This is a genomic window from Pseudonocardia sp., from assembly GCF_050246655.1.
In the GTDB taxonomy this organism is placed as follows: Bacteria; Actinomycetota; Actinomycetes; order Mycobacteriales; family Pseudonocardiaceae; genus Pseudonocardia.
The window spans coordinates 1-21,281 of record NZ_JBFWVQ010000101.1; the positions used below are offsets into that span (position 1 = coordinate 1).

Genomic DNA, 21,281 nt, shown 5'->3' on the forward strand with positions numbered 1-21,281 from the left:
TTGATCGCGCTCGCCCGCCGGCTGGTCGACCTCGTCTGGGCCCTGGTCCGCGACAACCGCCGCTTCACCACCGAGGCACCGGCCCCGGCAGCCACAGCGGCTTGACACGGTCATTGAAACTCCTCGGAGGTCGAGCCTCGGTCGCGCGGGCTCCGTGCTGTCGGGCAGGCGGAACCTACGGCGCCGGCGGGTGAGCGGGTCGGTGGTGGACGACGATGACGGGGCAGGGTGCGGCCTCGATCAGGCGCCGGCTGATCGAGTCGGCGCGGTGTCCGTCGTCCTCGTGGCCGACGACGACGGCGCGCGCGCCGCGTGCGATGTCCAGCAGCGCGGTGAGCACGTCGCCGCTGACGTGTTCCCGGTCGATCGGGGTGTCGGGACCGTCCTGCAGGGCGAGGTGGATCGCGGCGTCGAGCAGGGTGTGCGGGTCGGGGCCCGGGGTGTCGTCGGGTCGGGCGTACAGGGCGTGGACGCGGGTGCCGAGGGCGCTGGCCAGGTGGGCGCCGAGGAGGAGGGCCGCGTGGGCGTCGGGGCGTCCGTCGACGCCGACGACCACCGCGCCGGTGCGTGGTGGCGGGATCTGCGGGGCTGTGCCGCGGATGACGGCGACGGGGCAGCGGACCAGTTCGATGAGTTCGAGGGCGACCGGGCCGGCCAGCATGCCCGACCAGGCGCGGTCGCCGTAACCGCCGAGGACGAGCATGCGGGCGTGGGTGGCGAGGGTGACCAGGGTGTCGACGGGGTTGCCGCAGACGACCTCGGTCCGGCAGGGGCGGACGCCTTCCCGTTCCGCGGCGTCGCGCAGCTCGTGGAGCCAGGAGGGGGCGGCGGGTGCGGCGTCGTCGGGGGATCCCGGTACGACGTGTACCAGGTGCAGGGGTGCGGCCCAGGCGGCGGCGACGTCGAGGGCCCAGTGCGCGGCGTCGCGGGCCGAGTCGGATCGGTCGACGCCGACGACCAGTGGTTGTGCTGGGGTGTCGGTCTGGTTCATGCGGGGCCACCTCCCGGTGTGTCGGCCCTGGTGAGGATCGCGTGGGTGGGCTCGGACGGCGCGGCGCCGAGGGTCTCGCCGGCGCCCAGCCACCGCAGCGCTCCGTCCACGACGGTGCGCGACACGCGGACGCGCGTCCAGTGCCGTCCGGACCGTCCTCTGCGGCCGCTGGACCTACCCGACGGAGTCCCGCCGCCGCGCCCGGCCAGGCGACCGGGTCCGCTGCTCATGCCTCCTGGCGCGGCCGCGGTGGACACGGAGCTCCTCAGCACGTAGGAGGTAGGTGACGAGCGACGCGTCACCCGCCACAGCGCATGCGAGGGAGATCGGCCATGGACCTGCGGTCCGAGGACCATCACCAGGGCCTGCCCGCGAGCAGGCTCTCCGACGTCGAGTTGGAGCGGCAGGGTGCGCGGGCGCACGCGACGCGGAACTGGGTGTTCCTGCACGGCAGCGCCGACCAGTTCCGCCACCACACGGAGCGGATGTTGGAGCTGGAGCGGGAGTACCTGCGCCGGCACCCGAAGCGCACCTGGCAGGGCGTGGGTGGCGCCGCGTCGGAGCGGGTGAGCCGGGTCGAGCAGATCCGGCAGGCCGTGCGGTCCTTCCAGACGCAGATGGACGCGCTGCTCGCCGAGCTGGCGGAGGCCGAACGTGCGGAGGCTGCGCGGTCGGGGCCCACGGCGGTGGTGAACGGGTTCCTCGCGCGGTTCGCCGACGCGCCGGAGGGTCGGCTGCACAAGCTGGAGGCCCACCACATCGCCCGCGAGCTGGGTCTGGACCCGGCCGAGGTGGCGGCGCTGTACAAGCAGGACCCGCCGTTGCTGGCCACGCACGGAGCCGACCGGGTGCTCACGGACTCGGGCCGCGCGCAGTTGGTCGAGCGGACGTGGGTCCGGGAGACCCCGGCCCGCTGGGACGACGCCAAGGCGGCGGTGTTCGGCGACCTCGACCCGGCGCTCTTCGGGATCCACGCCGAGGACGGCGCGCCGCTCGGGGACGAATGGTGGCGGGTCGAGGACGGTACCGGCGTCGTCGGATACGGCCGGCTCGACGAGTCGTGGGGCGACGCCGAGATCCTCCTCGTCGTCGCGCCCGGGAGCCACGGCCATGGTGTCGGGACGTTCATCCTGGACCGTCTCGAGCGGGAGGCCGCTGCGCGGGGCCTGAACTACGTCTACAACGTCGTTCCCGATGGGCACCCGGCGCGCGCCCGGACCGCCGCGTGGCTACGGGAGCACGGGTTCAGCGAGAACGGTGACGGTGAGCTGCGCAAGCGGGTCCTGCGTGGCGGGGTGCGGCAGCTCGGCGGGTCAGCTCGTCGCCGCTGACCAGTCGCGGTACGCCTCGACTGCGGTCGGAAGGGTGGGAAAGATCCGCTGCGACCCGATGCGGTCGACGAGCCCGGCCCGCCGCAGGGCGGCGACCAGCTCCTGCTTGGCCCGGGCGAGCGCGATCACCACGCCGCGACGGTCGAGCTCGTCGCACAGCGCCTGGAGCGCGTCCGCGGCGGTGATGTCGATGTCGACGACCGCTTCCACGTCGAGCAGCAACCAGCGCGCCGGCGGGTCGGCCGCCGTCACCTCGGCGAGGGAGCGCTCGCGGAAGTCCTCGGCGTTGGCGAAGAAGAGCGGCGCGTCGTAGCGGAACACCACGAGCCCCGGCACGCTTCGCGCGTGCGGGTAGTCGTCGAGGTCGTGCATGCCGGCGAGGTCGGGGACGAGCCCGAGCACCGCGGCGTGCGGGCGTGACACGCGGCGGAACAGGTCGAGGATCGACAGGCCGACCGCGACCAGGACCCCGTAGAGCACCCCGAGCACCAGCACGGCCGCCGCCGTCACCAGGGCCAGCGCCAGTTCGGAGCGGCGGAAACGGGCGAAGCGGACCAGCTCGCCGACGTCCACCAGCCAGGCCGCGGCATAGACGACGAGCGCCCCGAGCGCCGCCGTCGGGAACGTCGCCAGCAGCGGCCCGCCCACCCACAGCACGGCGAGCACGGCGAGCAGCGCGGCCACCGAGTACAGCTGGCTGCGCGCCCCGGATGCGTCGGCGATCGCCGTCCTGCTGCCGCTGCTGCTCACGGGGAAGCCCTGCATCAGCCCGGCGGCGGCGTTGGCGGCGCCGAGGCCGAGCAGCTCCCGATCCGGTGCCACCCGCTCGCCGTGGCGGTCCGCGAACGCCCGTCCGGTGAGCACGTTGTCGGAGAACGCGACGACCGCGACGCCCACGGCCGGCCCGAGCAGCGCCAGCAGGTCCGTGGCGCCCACCGCGGGCCACGCGGGCGTCGGCAGGCCCTGCGGCACCGGCCCGACGACGGCCAGCCCGAGCGTCGACGGCAGCAGCGCCGTGGCAGCCGCCGCGAGCAGCACCGCGACGAGCGGCGCGGGAGCGCGCGGGGCGACCAGCGGCAGCCCCACCAGGACGGCGAGCACGGCGAGGGTGAGGAGCACGGTGGGCACGTGCACCTCGGTGATCCGGCCGGCGAACGAGAGGACCTCGGCGACGAACCCGGTGCCCTCGACCGCCACCCCGGTGAGGTTCTCCAGCTGCCCGGCGACCATCACCAACGCGATGCCGGAGAGGTAGCCCACGAGCACCGGCCGCGACAGCAGGTCCGCGAGGAAGCCGATGCGCGCTGCCCACCCGACCGTGCACACGGCCGCCACCAGCAGCGCCAGCATGGCCGACAGCACGGCGTACCGGGACGGGTCGCCGCCCGCGAGCGGGGCCACGGCGATCGCGGTCATCACCGCCGTGGTCGACTCCGGACCGATCGACACCAGCCGCGACGAGCCCAGCAACACGTACCCGGCGGTGGCGGCCACCGCCGCCCAGAGCCCCGCCACCGGCGGCATTCCCGCCACCTCGGCATAGGCGAGCACCTGGGGGACGAGGTAGGCGGCGACGGTCACCCCGGCGAGGCCGTCGCGGGCGAGCATCCGGCCGTCCTTGCGCGCAACGGCCTCGAACGCAGGCCGCAGGCCCGGCGCCCAGCGGCCGGTCACGTCCCCTCCTACCCGGTCGGTTGCGTGGTCACGTCGTCCTCCTCGGCGCCGTTCGACTCGCGACCGGGACCAGCGTCCACAGGCCGGCGCCCGGGGTCCAGGGACCTCGGCCGCGGATCCGCAGCCGAAGGGCCCGCAGCCTTCCGTCCGGGGCTCCGGGTCGTCCGGCCCGGTTTCCCGGGCCGTCCGCCGCTGACGAAGGAGTTCCTCCCGGCGCACGGTCGTCGTGGGATCTGCGGGGAGGGCACGATGCAGACAGCGACCGTCGTCGTCGGGGTGGACGGGTCGGAGGCCGCCTCCGAGGCCGTCCGGTGGGCCGCGGGAGAGGCGGCCCGGCGCGGCGCGGTGCTGCGGCTGGTCGCGGTGTGCGAGTGGCCGCGTCCCGGGTTCGCCGCGTACGACGGGCTGGGCCACGACGTCGCGGTCTCGCCGCTCGCCACCACGCGTGCCGCCGTCGACGCCGCGGCGGACCTCGCCCGCGCGACCGACGCCGACGTACGGATCGAGACGAGCGTGCGGTCCGGCTTCGCGCTGCCCTGCCTGCTCAAGGAGAGCCGGCGGACCGGGCTGGTCGTCGTCGGCGGCCGCGGGTGCGGGGGAGCACCCGGTATGCGGGTCGGTTCGGTGGCGTACGGGTTGGCGGCCCGGGCCGACTGCCCCGTCGTCGTGGTGCACGGCCGGGCGCAGCAGCCCGACACGCGCCCCGTGGTCGTCGGTGTCGATGGCTCCGCGGTGAGCGATGCGGCCCTGGAGTTCGCGTTCGACGCCGCCGCGGCACGGGGTGTCCCACTCGTCGCGGTGCATGTGCGGTGGGACATGGCGTTGCCGTCCTCCACCCTGCCCGCGGGTATGGACCGGCAGGAGGCCGAGGCGCACGGGCGCGAGGTGCTCGCCTCCTGCGTGGCGCGCTGGAGCGCGAAGTACCCGGACGTGCCGGTGGAGCAGGTCGTGCGCAGCGACCTTCCGGCCCAGGCGCTGCTGGAGCGGGCGAGCGGCGCCCAGATGGTCGTCGTCGGCTCCCACGGGCGCGGGCCGGTGCGCCGTGCGCTGCTCGGCTCGGTCTCGCACGCGCTCGTGCACCAGGCGCCGTGCCCGGTCGCGGTCGTCCGGTGGCCGCGGTGATCGGGGGTCGGGCCCGGTCGTCGTTCCCGCGCCGGCTGCCGGACCGCATCGAGGACGCCGCGGCCTGGCTGCTCGCGACGCTGGCGCTGCTCGCGACGCTGGGCGCGGCGCTCGTGGGTCAGGCCGTCTACGCGGCGGCCGCGGGTGAGCAGGCCCGCACCGACCGGGTCCAGGTGACGGCCACGGTGCTGGAGGACGCGCCGCCAGTCCTGACACCGGGGCCCGCCGCGCCCGCCATGTCCGTCCGGGCGGCGTGGACGGCCCCCGACGGCCCGCACACGGGTCAGATCGTGGTCGCCGGTCAGCTACCGGCCGGCTCGGTCTACCCGATCTGGGTCGACCTGTCCGGGCGTCCCGTACCGGCGCCGCCCTCGACCGTGGACGCCGTCGTCTCGGGGGTCGCCCTCGCGATGAGCGTGCTGGTCGGCGCCTTCTCGATGCTGGCCGGGCTCTGGTGGGCCGTCCGGGCGTGGACGCGGCGGCTCGCCTCCGCCGCGTGGGAGCGCGAATGGGCGGCCGTCGAGCCGAGGTGGTCGAGGCGCGGCACGGTGTGACGGCACCGGCGGTCAGGTGTCCCTGCGCACGGCGATCCGCGCGTCCACCACCACGCAGCCCTCGGCGGTCGGGATCACCGGGTTGAGGTCGAGCTCCGTGATCTCGGGCACCAGCTCGGCGAGCCGGCCGATCCGCAGGATCACGTCACGCAGTGCCGACCGGGACGCGACCCGGTCGCCCGCCCCGAAGAGGGTCGCGCCCGCGTGGAAGCCGTCGAGGAGCTCGTCGGCGTCCGCGGTGGAGAGCGGGACGAGGCGGTGGGCGCGGTCGGCGACGAGGTCGGTGAGCGTGCCGCCGAGGCCGACGGTGACGAGCGGCCCGAACGCGGGGTCGCCGGTGATCCCGACGAGCAGCTCGGGGCCCGGCGCGGCCATCGGCTGCACGAGCAGGCCCCGCAGCCGGTCGCCGAAGCGGCCGGTCAGCTCGGCCGCTGCCTCGGCCACGGCCTCGGCGGTGTCGAGGCCGAGCAGGACCCCACCCGCCACCGCCTTGTGCAGCACCCCGTCGGCGACGACCTTCAGCGCGACGGGCCGGCCCGCCGCCTCGAACGCGGCCACGGCGGCGTCGGCGCCCGCGACCGGTGTCGCGCGCAGGATCGGCAGCCCGAACGCCGCGAGGACGTCCTGGACCGCTTCCATCGGCAGCCACCCGCCGTCCGGCTGCCCGTCGAGGAATCCGGTGACGGCGCCGCGGGCGCCTGCGAGGTCGGGTGCGGGCTCCACCGAGGTGCGGCCGGCGGGCCGCGCGAGCCACGCGGCCCGGTCGGCGGCGTGGGCGAGGGCGACGGCGGCCGCCGCGGCGTCGGCGTACGAGGGCACCGTCCGCCCCGTGCGGGGATCGCGGATCGCGCCGACGTGCTCGACCTGCGTCGGGCGGACCGCGAGCAACGGCGTGGCGGAGCGGTCGGCGGCCAGCGCCACCACGGCGTCACCGGGGTCGCCGAGCGCGGTGGGCACGGTCACCGCGACGACCGCGTCGACGTCCGGGGCAGCGAGCAGGATGCGGGTGGCCTCGGCGAACACCCCCGGGTCGACGACGGCGGTGGTGTCGACCGGGTTGGTGACGGCGGCGCCGGACGGGAGCAGCCTGCCGAGCTCGTGCCGCGTCGAGTCGCCGACCGGGGCGACGGTGAGGCCGGCGGCGACGAGGGAGTCGGCGGCGAGCACCCCGGCGCCGCCGGCGTTGCTCACCACGGCGACCCGTCGCCCGCGCGGCAGCGGCTGCCAGCGCAGGAGCGCGAGCAGCTCGGTGACCTCGCCGAGCCGGTCGACCGCGCTGACGCCCGCCTGGCGGAACAGCGCGTCGCGCACGGTCCGCGGCGTCGCGGTCGCGGCGGTGTGCGAGGCGGCGGCCCGCCTGCCCGCCTCGGAGCTGCCCGACCGCAGCGTGACCACCGGGATCCGCGCGGAGAGCCGCCGCGCGAACCGGGAGAACTTGCGCGGGTTCCCGAACGACTCCATGTAGAGTACCGCCGCCGCCGTCCGCTCGTCGGCCTGCCACCACAGGAGCAGGTCGTTGGCGCTGACGTCGTACTTGTCGCCGGTCGAGACGGCCGTCGAAACGCCGAGGCCGAGCCGGCGCAGCTCGTCCTGCACGGCGATCGTCATGCCCCCGGACTGGGAGACCACCCCGACGTCGCCGGGCGCGGCGTTTCCCGGCGCGGCGAAGCCGGCGTCGAGCCGGACGGCGGGGTCGTGGTTGGCGATCCCGAGGCAGTTCGGCCCGATCATGCGCAGGCCGTGGCGGTCGACCGCGTCGAGCAGGCCGCCGGCCAGCTCCGGGTCCGCGGACAGCCCGGAGGAGATCACCACCAGCGCCCGGATGCCCCGCGCCCCGCACTCCTGCGCGACCCCGGGGACGGCCGCGGCCGGCACGCACACGACGGCGAGGTCGGGGACGGACGGCAGCTCGGCCACCGACCGGTGGCACGGGACGCCCGCGACCTCTGCCGCGTGGGGGTTGACGGCGCCGACGGTGCCGGTGAACCCGGCGGCGACGATGCCGCGCAGGACCGCGTGCCCGACCGTGTCCGGCCGGCGGCTCGCCCCCACCACGACGACCGAGCGGGGCCGCAGCAGCGGCCGCAGGCTCGCCACGTCCGCCACCTGCTCCCGGGCCGCGGCCGCCTCCAGGAAGCCCTCGTCCGGCTCCAGGTCGACCTCGACCCCGAGCTCGTCGCCCTCCGCACGGGTGCGCACGGTGAGACCGGAGTCGTCGAGCACCTGCCGCATCCGCGTGTTGCCGCGCAGCACGCGGGCGCTGAAGCGGCGGATGCCGCGGCGGCGGGCGAGTGCCGCGAGGTGCTCCAGCAGGAGCGTGCCGAGGCCGCGCGTCTGGTGGGGGTGTGCGACGACCAGGGCGACCTCAGCCGTGCCGGGGTCGGGCAGCGTGGCGTACTCGGCCACACCGATCAGCGCGCCGGCCCGGAACGCCCCGAGCCAGGCCCGACCGGGCACCCCGATGGCCGGACGCGGGAGCGAGCCGCCGGAGAAGAACCGCAGGTAGCGGTCCTCCAGGGGCAGGTCGGCGTAGAGCCGGTCGACCAGCGGTGCGTCGGCGGCGACGAGCTCGCGCAGCCGGATCGGCGAGCCGTCGGCGAGGAGGGCCCGCGCCACTGGCGGGGTGCGCCGGGTCCTCGATGCCTGCTCGACGCTCAACTCGTGCTCCCGTCGTCCGAGGTTCTGACACGCGACTGGTTCCGACCCTATTCGTGAGCGCGGCGCCGCCCGCCGGACCACGCGGCGGGACTTTCGGCCCCGCGCTCCGGATCCCTCGACCGCGTTCCGGGAGCACCGGGGCGGGCAGGCTCGTGATCGAGACGCACGACGCGCGACCCACCCACGAGGAGCGTTCACGATGTCCACCGATACCACCGGCCGGCAGGCGACCCGGGTGCGCCCGGAGGACCCGGTCCGGATGATCATGTCCACCCCGGTCGCGACGGTGGACTCCGGCGCCTCGGTGCTCGACGCCGCCACCGAGCTGGTGGCCGACGAGACCGGCGCCGTCCTGGTCACCGGCGCGGGGGCGCTCGGCCTGCTCAGCGAGCGCGACGTCCTCACGCTCGTGGGGACGGGCGTGGACCTCGCCGCGATCCAGGTCGTGGACGTGATGACGGAGGACCTCGTCTGGGCCCGCCCCGACGACACCGTCGCGGCGGTCGCGCACCAGATGGTCGAGGCCAAGGTGCGGCACCTGCCGGTGGGTGACGGCCGCCATGCCGTCGGCATCGTCTCGCTGCGCGACCTCACCGCGGTCCTCGTCGCCGCGATCCGCGGCGGGACTCCGCCGGTTCCCGGCAGGTGAGGAGATCAGCCATGACGACGACGTTGAGCCAGGGGCCTGCGCGCGAGCCGGCGACGGCGCGCAGGATCGCCGCGGAGCAGGCGGACCTGGAGCGCCTCCAGCTGGAGCACGTGCGCGAGCGGCTGCTCCGGGCCGGTGCGGCCGCGGGCGACGACCCGGCCGCTGTCGACGCAGCGTTCCGGGAGGCCGTGGCGGCGTTCGCCGGGGCGCCGGTCCGGGCGTTCGTGCCGGTGCTCGTGGAGCGGGCGGTGCGGGAGCAGCTGTGGGGTGCCCGCCGTCCGGGGCGGACCTGAACACCCCCCGCGCACGCACGATGGCGCAGCGTTCTGCCCGCAACTGTTCACTGAGGAGCTCTTGCGGCGAGCGCGCAACGCTGGCCACGATCCCCGCTCGTGGGCCGGATCGACGAGTACTTCCATGATCTGAACCCGCCACCGGTGCAAGACCTCGTCGTCGTCATCTTCGCCGTCGTCCGTGACCGCCGCGGCCGGGTCCTGCTCGTGCGACGCGTCGACGACGGCAACTGGGAGCTCCCCGGCGGGCGCGTCGAGGTCGGAGAAACCGCTTCGGGAACCGTCCTGCGAGAGGTAGAGGAGGAGTCCGGCGTCCGCATCGCGGTCACCGGCGTGTCCGGGATCTACAGCGACCCCGCCCACATCGTCGTCTACCTCGTCGAGGGAGCCCGACAGCAGGTCGCGATCTGCGTGCACGCCCGGCCGGAACCGGCCGAGCAGACGCCGCGACCCGACCATGACGAGACCTCGGACGCTGCGTGGTTCACCCCGGCAGACACGCGTGAGCTGGCGATGCAGGCAGATGTTCGTCGCCGGCTCGACCACGCCCTGGAGGACCCGGCCGGCGTCCATATCGATTAGTCAGCACAAGCCTGGCGGCGGAGGGCGAGCGCGACCGCGCCTGGGAGCGCCCCGCCACGTAACGTCCCGCGGGTCCCCAGCGACCCCACCTTCGCCCCAAGGAAGGTAAGGAGCTCCCCATGACATACCCGGGTGCGCCCGGCCAGCCGCCGCATGATCCCTACAGCCAGTACACGCCGCCGCCCGGATACCCGACCGGTCAGCACCCCACCTACCCGCACGGCACCCAGCAGTGGCCGCTGCCCGCACCCCCCGCGCCGAAGCCGAAGCCGAAGTGGCCCTGGATCGCCGGCGGCGTCGTCTTCCTGCTGTTCATCATCGGCGTCAGCGGTAACCGCCAGACCACCACGGCCCCGACCGCCACCCCCGCGACCATCCCTGCAGCTCCGACGGTCACCCGAGCCGACAGCACCACTCCCGCAGCCGCGGCCGCGCCGCCCGTCGCCTCGGGCCCCCAGACCAGCTTCGGTGACGGGACCTGGGTCGTCGGCGAGGACATCGAGCCCGGCACCTACAAGTCGACGGGTGCCAAGCCGGGCATCATCGAGTTCTGCTCGGTGACGACCCTGGCCGGGGACACTTCCGACTCCGACATCATCGACTGGGTCACCGCGAACGCCAATGAGCCCGTGCGGATCAAGGTCACCGGCAAGGTGAAGGCGGTCAAGGCCACCGGATGCGAGGACTTCACCAAGGTTGGCTGACCTCACGTCACTCCGGCCTACCGCGCCACCGCGGACACCGTCGAGGACGCCCGTACCCCCGGCCTGCGCCGCGCCCGGCACCGAGCGGGTCGCGGACGACCAGGCGGACGCCTCGGTCCGGCTGCCCGCCCAGTTCGCGGAGCGCCTGCGCGCATCTGAGCGGCGAGCGTCCTGCGGTCGACGGCGGCTCGGGCCCGCTCATCCTCCCACCGTGACCAAGTCCATGCGGTCGTGAACCGGCGGGTGCTGGTCATGTGGTGCCTGCCGGATCAGCGCGGCGCGCTCGCGCCGTACAGCGTCGACGTCCAGATGCTGTGGAGCACCTCGACGACCACCTGCGGATCCGCCTGTGGCGTTCGGCCGAGGGCCTCGGAGAGGTAGCGCTCGTCGAGCCAGATCAGCGCCCGGGCGGTTTCGTCGACGTCGGCGAGCTCGCCGATCCGTCCGCGGGCCTGCTCCTCGCGGATGTGCCGGGCGGTGGCGTCGATGAACTGCTGGACGAGCGCCCGGTACGCGAGCTCAACCTTCGCATCGGCTCCGGAGGCGTCGGCGAGCGCGCGGATGACCGGTCCGTGGCGGAGGTAGACCGAGGCCAGCCCTTCGAACGCGGCCCGGGCGTCGTTGTGCGGATCGTCGCCTCGTAGCCATCGGTCCGTCATCGCGAAGAGCTCGTGGCCGATGTGCTCGACGACGCGCAGTGCGAGCTCGTGCCGGTCGCGGAAGTGCACGTAGAAGGCCGGGCGCTTGAGCCCGGTGCGGCTCATCACCGCCTCGACGGTCACCTCGCGGAACGGCCGTTCGCGCAGCAGCTGCTCGGCGGCCTCGAGGATCTCACGCTCGGACTCCTTCGGGTCGTGCTTGGGACGTCGCCGAGCCGTGGTGGTGCTTGCGGGGGAACCGGCCATGCGGGTGATCGTAACCCATCACTGACGAGATGTCATTGACGTAGCGTCATTGACATGGCGTAAATATGGCCGCTACCGTCGCCACCGTCCGACGCGCAGCCGAGTGCGCCGCCCCCTCCGAAGGGACATCCCATGACCAGCACCCACGAGAGCGCCCGTCGGGTCGTCTTCATCGGCGCCGCGGGCGAGATGTGCCGCGTGGCCGTCGAACGATTCGCCACGGTCGAGGGCGACTGGGAGCTCACGCTGTGCGACATCCGCCCCGAGAGCCTCGAAACGCTGGTGCGGCGGCTGCCTGCCGGGCGGGCGACGGCACGGCGACTGGACCTCTACGACCGCGACGACCTGCTCGACGTCGTGCGCGGCGCCGAGCTCGTCGTCCTCGGCGCGGGTCCCTACGTCCGCACGTCGGGGCCGGTCATCGAGGCGTGCCTGGAGGCGAAAGTGCCCTATCTCGACTTCGACGACGACGTCGAGAGCACGCTCCACGCGCTGACCCTCCACGAGCAGGCCGGGCAGGCCGGGATCCCGATCTATGTCGGCTGCGGCGCCTCGCCCGGCATGACGAACGTCCTCGTGGCCGACGCCGCGGGCGAGTTCGACCACGTGGAGAACATCGACATGTGCTGGGTCGTCGGCGACGAGCGGCCCGGGATCGGCCGTGCGGTGTTGGAGCACTTCCTGCACATCACCGCCGGCCCCTGCCTGACCTGGGAGAACGGCGGGCCGATCATGCACCGGTCCTACGTCGAGACCGGTTCCGCGCCCATGGGCGGCGGCCTCGGCGAGACCCTCATGTACGAGACCGCACACCCCGAGGCGGTCACCGTCCCGCGGCGCTACCCCGACGCGAAGCGCATCCGGGTCATCGGCGGGCTCGACCCGGCGCCGTTCAACGGCATCGGCCGCGGCCTCGGCCTGGCCGTCCAGAAGGGCAAGATGACCACCGAGGAGGCGGTGGACTTCCTCTCCGACCTCCTCGACAACCGCCTCGGCAGCCTCAGGGGCTGGCGCCACGCGATGCGCGGCATGATCGACCAGATCCGCCGTGGCGAGAGCGACACCGGCGCGATGGTGCGGTTCCTCGCCTCCTCGGCCGTCCGTCGCACGGCGCCGTACCGCGGCGGCCTCCTCGTCCGCGTCACCGGGACCCGCGACGGGGTGCCGGGAGTGGCCATCCGGCGCACGCCGGTCGCCGGCCCCGGGACGTATCTCATGACCGACATGGCCGCCATCACCGGGACCTCGTGCGCCGCGTTCATGGCGCTCGCGCTCGACGAGCGCGGCAAGCGCACCGGGGCCCTCGCCCCCGAGGACTGGGTCGACCCGGCGGCGTTCTACGACGCCCTGGAGCGCGTCGGCACGCCACGCGCCGAGATCGTCGAGTCGGTGTAGCGATGACCGGCGAATACGACGTGGTGGTGATCGGTGCCGGGTTCGCCGGTCTCGTCGCCGCGCGGGACCTGAGCACCGCGGGGCGCTCGGTGGTCCTCCTCGAAGCACGCGACCGGATCGGTGGGCGGACCTACACCGGCGAGGCCTTCGGCCGCGCCGTCGAGCTCGGCGGCGGCTACGTCCACTGGACCCAGCCGCACGTCTGGCGCGAGCTGCTGCGCCACGGCATCGGCCTGACCCCACCGATGGAGATCGACACGATCCGCTGGCTCGCCGACGGCGCCCTGCACACCGGAACCCAGGCGGAGTACCAGGCCGTCGCGGCTCCCGTGATGGAGCGGTACGTCGGCGACGCCCGCGCCTGGTTCCCGATGCCCTTCGACCTCACCGCGGTCGACACGAGCGAGATCGAGCGGGAGACGCTCGCGGACCGGATGAAGGCCCTGGAGCTCTCCGCGTACGAACGGGACGTCCTCGATGGGATGCTGTCGACGCTCGTCCACTCCTACGACGAGCAGGGCATCGCCCAGCTGCTGCTGTGGACGGCCACGTACTTCGGCCACTGGGACGCGTTCTTCGAGACCGCCGGGTCGTGGCCGATCGAGGGTGGGACGCGGCGGCTCCTCGACGCCATCCTCGGCGAGTCGACGGCCGAGCTGCGCCTCTCGACGCCGGTCGCCTCGATCGACGACGACGGGTCCGGCGTCGTCGTGACCACCCGTGCGGGCGAGCGCGTCCGCGCCCGGTCCGCCGTCGTCGCGGTGCCGCTGAACGCGCTGAGCGACGTGACCCTGACCCCGGACGTCGTCCCGCCGGTGCGCACGATGATCGACGACAGGCACCCGATGCGCACCGTCAAGGTCTGGGCGCGGGTCCGCGGCGAGATCGAGCCCTTCATGGCCTTCGCGCCGGTGGGCGCGAACCCGATCAACACCGCCCGGGTCGAGTACCACCACGACGGCGACTCGATCGTCGTCTGCTTCGGGTCCGACTCCTCGGCGCTCGACGGGCGGGACCCAGAGGCCGTGCAGCGCGCCCTGCGGACGTTCGTCGCCGACATCGAGGTGCTCGACACGGCCTCCCACGACTGGGTCGGCGACCCGTACGCCCGAGGCACGTGGGTGCACCACCGACCCGGGAACCTCACCGGGGCGGCGCCGCTGATGCGCGCCACACGGGCGGATCCACTTCGCCGGCGGCGACATCGCCCCGATCGTCCTCGGGGGTATCGAGGGCGCGCTGGAGACCGGCACCGCGGCGGCCCGCAGCGTCGCCGCGCGACTTGCCGACGGCACGTACTGACCGGGAGCAGACATGATCACCAACACGCACGTCGACGTGCTGATCGTCGGCGCCGGCATCTCGGGCATCGGCGCCGCCTACCACCTGAAGACCCGCCGCCCGGGGACGTCGTTCGCCGTCCTCGAAGGCCGCGACACGATCGGCGGGACGTGGAGCCTGTTCCGTTACCCGGGCATCCGCTCGGACTCGGACATGCCGACGTTCGGGTTCGGTTTCGCACCGTGGACGCACCGCAGGGCGATCGCCGACGGGAGCACCATCCTCGACTACCTGCGCGAGATCGTCACCGAGAACGGGCTCGAGGCGCACATCCGCTTCGGCCACCGCGTGCTCGACGCGGCGTTCTCGTCGGCGGACGGCACGTGGACCGTCACCGTCGAGCGCTCCGGGAGCGCCGAGCCGGTCCAGCTCACCTCGCGGTTCCTGCTGCTGGGCACCGGCTACTACGACTACCGCTGCGGGTTCACGCCCGAGTTCGCCGGGATCGAGGACTTCGAGGGCGAGGTGATCCACCCGCAGCACTGGCCCGAGGACCTCGACCACGCCGGCAAGCGGGTCGTCGTCATCGGCAGCGGCGCGACGGCCGTCACGCTCGTCCCGGCGATGGCGGAGGCTGCCGGCCACGTCACGATGCTGCAGCGCTCGCCGAGCTACGTGCTCTGCATGCCCGCCGTCGACCCGATCGCGGCGGCGCTGAACGCGCTCCTCGGCCACCGGCGCGCGTACCCGATCCTCCGGCGCAAGAACGTCATGATCGGCCGCGGGCTCTTCACGGCCTGCCGGCGCTTCCCGCGGCTGATGCGCCGGCTGCTCATCGCCGGGGTGCGCCGGCGGCTGCCGAGGCACTTCGACGTCGACACCCATTTCACCCCGCACTACGACCCGTGGGACGAGCGGTTGTGCATCGTCCCCGACGGGGACCTGTTCACGGCGGTCTCGGCGGGCCGAGCCTCGGTGGTCACCGACCGGATCGCGCGCTTCACCGAGCGGGGCCTCCTGCTGGAGTCGGGTCAGGAGCTCGTCGCCGACGTCGTCGTCACCGCGACCGGGCTGAACCTGCTGCCCTTCGGCCGGATCCGGCTCGCCGTCGACGGGAACCCGGTGCACCTGCCGCAGACGACGATGTACAAGGCGATGATGCTGTCCGGGGTCCCGAACCTCGCGTTCGGTCTCGGCTACACGAACCTCGCCTGGACCCTCAAGGTCGACCTCGTGTGGCAGCACTTCTGCCGCCTGCTCGACCACATGGACGCGCACGGCCACGGAACGTTCGAAGCCGTGCTGGACGACCGGGACATGGAGCGGGTGCCGTTCCTCGACCTGCAGGCGGGCTACGTCCAGCGCGGGATCGGCGAGTTCCCCCGCGCCGGGACGCGCGGCCCGTGGACGGTCGAGCACGCCTACGAGCTGGACGTCGCGCGGTTGCGCGAGGGCCCGGTGCAGGACGACGCCCTGCGGTTCACGGCCGCCCGGCCGCGCCCCCTGGAGGCGGTGGCGTGACGGCGAAGGAGCCCTCGGGTCCGCCTGAACTGTTCAAGCTGGCTGCATCGTCGGCCGAAGGTGCGCCCAGGGGCGCGCCCGCTCGAAGTTGGCCGCGGCCCGCAGGACGGCGGCGTCGGCGTGCTGGTGCCCGGTGATCTGGAGCCCGACCGGTCGTCCGTCGGCGGTGAAGCCGGCCGGCACGGAGATCGCCGGAGTGGTCATCATGTTGAACGGGAAGGTCAGGACCCAGCCGAGCACCTGGTCGCGCAGCGGCCGGCCGATCAGTCGGTCGGGCGTGAACTGGGTGATCGGGAAGGCCGCGCTGGCGAGGGTCGGCGTGACCAGGAGGTCGTAGTCGGTCATGAACCCGGCGAAGGTGTCCCACATCCCCCCGCGGAACACGTCGGCGCGCGCGACGTCGAGGGCGCTGAGCTGTTCGAGCTCGTGCATGAGCTCGATGAGGTTGTCGTCGACGTGGCCGCGCTGCTCGTCCCAGTCGAGCAGGTCGTGGCCGCTGCCGATGCCGGGCACCCAGAGCCCGTTCCACATGGCTTCGATCGGGTTGTCCCACGCCGGCGAGGCGTCGGTGACGTTCGCGCCCAGTTCGGTGAACGCGGACACCGCGGTCCGGCAGATGTCGGCGATCTCCTCGTCCACCTGCGCGAAGCCCAGGTCGGGGGAGTAGGCGATCCGCCAGCCCCTGACGTCCTTGGCGATCTCGGTGACGTAGTCGACGGTGTCGGCGGGCAGGCTGGTCGGGTCCGAGGGGTCGGGGCCGGCCAGGACGTCGAGCATGAGGGCGTTGTCGGTGACGGTGCGGGTCATCGGACCGTGATAGACCCAGCTGCTGTACCGCACGCCGAGGATCGACTGCGGGATGCGACCGCCGGAGGGCTTGAGGCCGACGATTCCGCACAGCGAGGACGGCGACCGGACCGAGCCCGCTCCGTCGCTGCCCTCGGCGAGCTGGCCGAGGCCGGCGGCGACGGCGGCGGCAGCGCCCCCGCTCGAACCGCCGGCGATCAGCCCGTGCCTCCACGGGTTGCGCGTCGGCCCGAACAGGTGGTTGTCGGTGCTGCCGCAGTGGTAGCCGCTCTCGATCGTGTTGGTCTTGCCGAGGAACAGCCCTCCCGCCTCGCGCAGTCGCGTGACGACCGCCGCGTCGCGTTCGGGGATGTTGTCCTTGAGGGGTTCGAGGCCGAAGGTGAGCGGGAGCCCCGCGACGGCTGTGAGGTCCTTGATCGAGTACGGGAGGCCGTGCAGCGGTCCGCGCACCTCACCTCGGCGCTGTGCCGCGGTGAGCTCGTCGGCGTCCTGCAGGACCTTGTCCCGGTCGAAATCGGTGAAGGCGTTGAGCTCGGGATTCACCGCCTCGATCCGCGCGACGACCTGCTCGGCGACGTCGGTCGGCGGTGCCAATTCCCCATCGACCCGGCGGTCCGGTCGACGTCGACGTCGAGGCCCCTTCCTGCCGCGCCGGTCCGGCGCTCGACGGCTAGTGCGCGCGCTGCTGGCGGCGGAAGTTGCGGGGGGTCATCCCGAACCGGGTGGCGAACGCCCGGCTGAAGAACGAGGCGTTGGAAATGCCGTGGTGTGCGGCGATCTGACCGATGGGGACGTTCTCCCAGCTCCGTGAGCACAGGGCACGCCGGCAGGCTTCGAGCCGCCGTTCCTTGATCCAGTTGGCGACGGTGAGATCGTGTCGGGCGAACATGCGGTGCAGGGTGCGGGTGGAGACGAAGAACTCGGCCGCGATCCGCTCGGCGTCCAGCTGCGGGTCGTTCAGGTTGTCCTCGACGAACTCCCGGACCTGCTGGAAGAGATGGTCGTGGTCGTGGGTGCGGGTGTCGCCGGGCTCGGCCTCGGAGGCCGCGATGACCGCGAGCTCGGCCATCTCGTCGGCCAGGCGGGCGGCATTGCGCGGGGAGAGGGTTGGGGCGTCGTCGGCGGAGAGCCTGTGCAGCATCGGCGCGACGAGGGAACCGACGGCCGATGAGCGTGCGATCGTGCGTGCGGTCAGCCGCTCCAGCTCCGCGTCGGCGAACGGCAGACCCGTTCGGGGCCAGGTGTAGACGCGCATGTCCCAGACGCCGTCGAGGCTCCAGGTGAACGGGCGCGAGGTGTCGTAGAGGGCGAACCCTCCGTCGGCGACGACGCAGCGACGTCCGTCCTGCTCGAGGTAACCGGTGCCGTGCTCGATCACGCCGACGGCGAACAGGTCTGCGGTCGCGGCGGCGATCTGGGGGCGGGTCCGCCGGAACGTCTGCGGGGCCGACCGCACCGTCGCGGCCTGGAGGTGGCCGAGGTGGCGGGAGCGGACAGCACCGCGCAGGTCGGGCGCGGTGTGCGGCGTGATCTGCAGGTCCACGAACCGGGCTCGGATCAGCTCCGACCAGCTCGTCACCGAGCTGGCCCGCTCGATGGTGACGCCGTCGGGGACGGTGCTGTCCACCGTTGCAGGGTACGGGCTGTGTCGAGCGGAGTCAGCCTGGTCGCGGGCCCCGCGTTCCTCGGCCCACGGGCGTGGCACGGCCGGAGTGGCACGGAACGGCAAGTCGATGGCCCGACGAGAACACAACCCCCGTCGGCTCGTTCCTACGGTGCTGCCACGGATCTCCTGCACGAGCCTCGACCGAGATCTGGACCGATGACGGGACCAGGACACGCACCGAAGGAGAATGACATGACGTCAGTCGTCGAACACCGGGTTCACGGCGGAACGCAGAACCCTGCGCCGCAGGACTGGGTGCCGTTCGAGTGGGACGAGCCCGGCCTGGGCACGCAGGTCCACGGCGAGGTCGCGATCATTCGCCCGCACGGTACCGGCGGCTCCCTGCAGGCCGGGTTCTGGCGGACCGGCCCCACCTCGCCGGGCGCGAACGCGGACGGTTCACACGCCCTCGTCTACTCCTCCCCGCTGGGCGACGAGCTCGCGGCGGTCATCGAGGGGTCCGCGACGGTGACGGTCAACGCGACCGGGGAGCGCTTCGAGCTCGTTCCGGGCTCGATCCTCAGCCACCCGAAGGGCGTCGAGGTCACCTGGGAGATCAACTCGCCGTACTTCAAGAAGTACTGGGTGATCTGGAACGGCAGCCGGCCCACCGCGCAGCCCCGGCAGACGCTGAAGGTCAGCAACGTCAACGACAACCCGCCCGAGTGGGTCGACTACCACTTCACCGAGCCCGCCGAGGGCCCGCAGGTCGCGGGCGAGCTGTTCTTCATCAGCGAAGGCGGCTCGACCGGGACTTTCCTGAGCGGGATCTGGCGGTCGGGCAAGGGAATCGCCGGCACCGACGTCGCCCCTGACGGCACTCTCACCACGCCCTACACCGGCACCCTCGGCGACGAGACGATCCTCCTGCTGTCCGGCGAGGTCGAGATCCGCGAGACCGAGTCGGGCAGGGTGACCCACTACCGGGCCGGCGACGTGATCGGCCTGAACTCCGGCCAGCACATCACCTGGATCTCCAAGGGCCCCTTCACCAAGAAGCTCTGGGTGATCACCAAGGACCAGCTGCCGGAGTGAGCATCGGCGCGGAGGGGCGTCGTCAGCTGCGGGCGGCCCCTCCGCCCGAACCGCGAGGCCGCCGGCCCGAGGCGAGGGACCGGGCGATTCGAGCGGTGTCGATCGATGTGCCGCCGGCACATCATCAACTTCGATCGTGGCCCGTCTGCACATAGGCCGCTCGCCGACGCTGGGGCAGGGTTTGGCAGGCCGGATCACAGTCGTTCCGTACGAAAGTTGCGGCGCACCGCAGCCACCACACTGGAGGAAAGATGACCGAGCAGGCCAGCCTTTACGAGCGGCTCGGAGGCCTCGAGGCGCTCGAGACGTTCGCGCAGGTGGTTGTGAAGCGAGCGATGCTGGACGAGACGATCGGCCACATCTGGGAGCACCTGACCGAGGACGTGGTCCAGAAGGAGATCAGCGGCTTCGTCGACTGGCTCTGTCATTACTGGGGTGGTCCGCGGGAGTACCACGGGCCGGACATGGCGACGGTGCACCGTGGGATGGGGATCACCGAGGAGTACTGGGACGCCTTGTTCGCCCTCATCGACGAATGCTACGTCGAATTCGAGGTCGACCCCGACATCGTCAAGGAGGTCGACGCCTTTCTTAGGTCGTTCAAGTCGGCGATTGTGGGGAGCCCGAGATTCCGCGACGTCGTCAAGGCTCATCCGGATATGGATGTGATGAAGGGGATGAAGAGCGTGGGTGTCAACTGGCCGGCAGCTCCGGCCGCCGACGCGACGCCTGCCGCATCCTGATGCCGGCTCTCGGCGGCCGCACCTGCTCGCAGCTCACCGGGTGCTGTGCACCGGTCGGGGGTAGGAGATGAGCAATCAGAAATGGCGCATCGAGGTGTCCCGCGGCTGCATCGGTGCCGGCTTGTGCCTGGCGCTGGCACCGGAACACTTCGAGTTCGTCGGTGCCCGCGCGACCGCCACCACCGACACCGTCGAGGTCCCCGAGGCTCTCGAGCGCGTGCGCGCCGCGGCGGGGATCTGCCCGGCATCGGCGATCTCGGTGTCCGAGGAGTAAGTCCCCCCGGCCCGCGCATCGTCCGATCAGTCCCCGAGCTCCCGAACGAGGTGTCGAGACATGCGTACGCCGGTGAGAGCGGCGATCCTCGAGGCTCCGCGCCGTCCGATGCGCATCGCGACGGTGCACATCGACGCGCCCGAGCCGCAGGAGGTGCTGGTGCGGGTGGCGGCCGTCGGCCTCTGCCACAGCGACCTCCACTACGTGACGGGCAGCCTGTCCATCGGCCTGCCCGTCGTACTCGGCCACGAGGTCGCCGGCGTGGTGGAGCAGGTGGGACCGCAGGTGACCCGCCTCGCGCCCGGTGATCGCGTCGTCGCCAGCGTGACCCCGGCGTGCGGTGCGTGCCGCTTCTGCCTGCGCGGACGCCCGACGCAGTGCGCTCGGGTCGCCGAGGCTCGCCTGCGTCCCCGGGCGCGGCTGGTGGACGACGCGGGTCGGCCGGTCGAAACGTTGGGGGCCGTCGGGGCCTTCGCCGAGAAGATCCTGGTCACCGAGCGATCCCTGGCCAAGGTCCCGGCCCACGTCCCCGCGGAGGTGGCCTGCCTCCTCGGCTGCTGCGTCACCACCGGTGTCGGTGCGGTCACGCACGGCGCGGCGGTGGGGACGGACCACACGGTCGCCGTGATCGGCTGCGGTGGCGTCGGGATCGCCGCGATTCAGGGGGCACGTCTGGCCGGTGCCCGACGCATCGTCGCCATCGACGTCGTCAAGGAGAAGCTCGACGCCGCGCAGCGCTTCGGGGCGACCGACGTCCTCCTGGCCGGGCCGGACGAGGCCGACACCCGCGCGCAGCTGGAGCAGCTGATCCCCGGTGGGGTCGATCGCTCGTTCGAGGCGGTGGGCCGCAGCGGAACCGCCGCTCTCGCCTTCGGTCTGCTCGCACCGACGGGGGTCGCGACGATCCTCGGCCTGATGCCGCAGGGCGAGCAGCTCACCATCGGCGGGGACGAGCTGGTGTACGGCGACAGCCCGCAGTCGATGTCCTCGGTCTCGCCCGTCGCCCTGGCCTCCAGCCGTTCGCTGCCCGAATCGCCGAGCTCGTTGCGGACCACGCGCAACCCCTCGACGCGGTCGCGACCCAGGATCTCGACCG

20 protein-coding genes and 1 pseudogene are annotated in these 21,281 nt (G+C 73.2%); 14 read left to right on the plus strand and 7 right to left on the minus strand.

Features of this window, described 5'->3' with window-relative positions; translation table 11 throughout:
• Positions 1–175 precede the first annotated feature (175 nt).
• Both AB7J25_RS24175 and AB7J25_RS24180 read right to left on the minus strand, forming a co-directional pair.
• Complete coding sequence (locus AB7J25_RS24175; RefSeq protein ID WP_428512442.1) at positions 176–991, minus strand: universal stress protein; 816 nt, start codon at positions 989–991, stop codon at positions 176–178.
• Entirely contained in the window at positions 988–1,116 is a 129-nt protein-coding gene (locus AB7J25_RS24180; RefSeq protein WP_428512444.1) for a hypothetical protein, read from the minus strand. Before AB7J25_RS24180 ends, AB7J25_RS24175 begins: the two co-directional genes overlap by 4 nt.
• A 207-nt stretch (positions 1,117–1,323) precedes the next feature.
• On the opposite strand from AB7J25_RS24180, the gene AB7J25_RS24185 reads away from it, so the two are divergent.
• Positions 1,324–2,322: a DUF6158 family protein gene (locus AB7J25_RS24185; protein WP_428512445.1), complete on the plus strand. Its 999-nt coding sequence runs from the start codon at positions 1,324–1,326 to the stop codon at positions 2,320–2,322.
• Here the strand turns inward: AB7J25_RS24185 and AB7J25_RS24190 are convergent.
• Positions 2,305–3,996, minus strand: a complete 1,692-nt coding sequence (locus AB7J25_RS24190) for a SulP family inorganic anion transporter (RefSeq protein WP_428512447.1) — start codon at positions 3,994–3,996, stop codon at positions 2,305–2,307. The genes AB7J25_RS24185 and AB7J25_RS24190 overlap by 18 nt on opposite strands.
• 249 nt (positions 3,997–4,245) lie before the next feature.
• Here AB7J25_RS24190 and AB7J25_RS24195 point away from each other — a divergent pair, with 249 nt between their 5' ends.
• Complete coding sequence (locus AB7J25_RS24195; RefSeq protein WP_428512448.1) at positions 4,246–5,118, plus strand: universal stress protein; 873 nt, start codon at positions 4,246–4,248, stop codon at positions 5,116–5,118.
• Complete coding sequence (locus AB7J25_RS24200; protein WP_428512450.1) at positions 5,106–5,672, plus strand: Rv1733c family protein; 567 nt, start codon at positions 5,106–5,108, stop codon at positions 5,670–5,672. Before AB7J25_RS24195 ends, AB7J25_RS24200 begins: the two co-directional genes overlap by 13 nt.
• A gap of 12 nt (positions 5,673–5,684) precedes the next feature.
• Here the strand turns inward: AB7J25_RS24200 and AB7J25_RS24205 are convergent, their stop codons facing one another.
• A complete protein-coding gene (locus AB7J25_RS24205; RefSeq protein WP_428512452.1) occupies positions 5,685–8,330 on the minus strand; it encodes a GNAT family N-acetyltransferase in 2,646 nt (881 codons plus the stop codon).
• Positions 8,331–8,529: 199 nt separating this feature from the next.
• On the opposite strand from AB7J25_RS24205, the gene AB7J25_RS24210 reads away from it, so the two are divergent.
• The 4 genes from AB7J25_RS24210 (at position 8,530) to AB7J25_RS24225 (ending at position 10,558) form a co-directional block, all read left to right on the plus strand.
• Entirely contained in the window at positions 8,530–8,979 is a 450-nt protein-coding gene (locus AB7J25_RS24210; protein WP_428512454.1) for a CBS domain-containing protein, read from the plus strand.
• A gap of 11 nt (positions 8,980–8,990) precedes the next feature.
• Positions 8,991–9,272 carry a three-helix bundle dimerization domain-containing protein gene (locus tag AB7J25_RS24215; RefSeq protein WP_428512456.1) on the plus strand — a complete coding sequence of 94 codons (282 nt, stop codon included), beginning with the start codon at positions 8,991–8,993 and terminating at the stop codon, positions 9,270–9,272.
• Between the two features lie 99 nt (positions 9,273–9,371).
• On the plus strand, positions 9,372–9,854 hold the full coding sequence (locus tag AB7J25_RS24220; protein ID WP_428512458.1) for an NUDIX hydrolase: 483 nt from the start codon (positions 9,372–9,374) through the stop codon (positions 9,852–9,854).
• 119 nt (positions 9,855–9,973) lie between these two features.
• A complete protein-coding gene (locus AB7J25_RS24225; RefSeq protein WP_428512460.1) occupies positions 9,974–10,558 on the plus strand; it encodes a hypothetical protein in 585 nt (194 codons plus the stop codon).
• A 269-nt stretch (positions 10,559–10,827) separates the two neighbouring features.
• On the opposite strand, the gene AB7J25_RS24230 is transcribed toward AB7J25_RS24225, so the two are convergent.
• Entirely contained in the window at positions 10,828–11,463 is a 636-nt protein-coding gene (locus AB7J25_RS24230; RefSeq protein WP_428512462.1) for a TetR/AcrR family transcriptional regulator, read from the minus strand.
• A gap of 132 nt (positions 11,464–11,595) precedes the next feature.
• Between AB7J25_RS24230 and AB7J25_RS24235 the strand changes: the two genes are divergently transcribed.
• The 3 genes and pseudogenes from AB7J25_RS24235 to AB7J25_RS24245 all read left to right on the plus strand — a co-directional run bounded on the left by AB7J25_RS24235 (position 11,596) and on the right by AB7J25_RS24245 (position 15,660).
• Entirely contained in the window at positions 11,596–12,858 is a 1,263-nt protein-coding gene (locus AB7J25_RS24235; protein ID WP_428512464.1) for a saccharopine dehydrogenase family protein, read from the plus strand.
• A gap of 2 nt (positions 12,859–12,860) precedes the next feature.
• Positions 12,861–13,940 (plus strand): annotated as a pseudogene (locus AB7J25_RS24240) (flavin monoamine oxidase family protein); the annotation flags it as partial.
• Between the two features lie 232 nt (positions 13,941–14,172).
• Positions 14,173–15,660 carry a flavin-containing monooxygenase gene (locus AB7J25_RS24245; RefSeq protein ID WP_428512466.1) on the plus strand — a complete coding sequence of 496 codons (1,488 nt, stop codon included), beginning with the start codon at positions 14,173–14,175 and terminating at the stop codon, positions 15,658–15,660.
• A gap of 33 nt (positions 15,661–15,693) precedes the next feature.
• Here the strand turns inward: AB7J25_RS24245 and AB7J25_RS24250 are convergent, their stop codons facing one another.
• Positions 15,694–17,061, minus strand: coding sequence for an amidase (locus AB7J25_RS24250; protein ID WP_428512468.1), 1,368 nt, complete (start codon positions 17,059–17,061; stop codon positions 15,694–15,696).
• 76 nt (positions 17,062–17,137) lie between these two features.
• Entirely contained in the window at positions 17,138–18,094 is a 957-nt protein-coding gene (locus AB7J25_RS24255; protein WP_428512470.1) for a helix-turn-helix domain-containing protein, read from the minus strand.
• 231 nt (positions 18,095–18,325) lie between these two features.
• Here AB7J25_RS24255 and AB7J25_RS24260 point away from each other — a divergent pair, with 231 nt between their 5' ends.
• From AB7J25_RS24260 to AB7J25_RS24275, 4 genes are all read left to right on the plus strand, one after another.
• On the plus strand, positions 18,326–19,168 hold the full coding sequence (locus AB7J25_RS24260; protein WP_428512472.1) for a cupin domain-containing protein: 843 nt from the start codon (positions 18,326–18,328) through the stop codon (positions 19,166–19,168).
• A 251-nt stretch (positions 19,169–19,419) separates the two neighbouring features.
• A complete protein-coding gene (locus AB7J25_RS24265; RefSeq protein ID WP_428512474.1) occupies positions 19,420–19,911 on the plus strand; it encodes a group I truncated hemoglobin in 492 nt (163 codons plus the stop codon).
• 67 nt (positions 19,912–19,978) lie between these two features.
• Entirely contained in the window at positions 19,979–20,185 is a 207-nt protein-coding gene (locus AB7J25_RS24270) for a ferredoxin (RefSeq protein ID WP_428512476.1), read from the plus strand.
• A 60-nt stretch (positions 20,186–20,245) separates the two neighbouring features.
• A partial coding sequence (locus AB7J25_RS24275) for an alcohol dehydrogenase catalytic domain-containing protein (protein ID WP_428512478.1) occupies positions 20,246–21,281 on the plus strand: 1,036 nt, incomplete at its 3' end.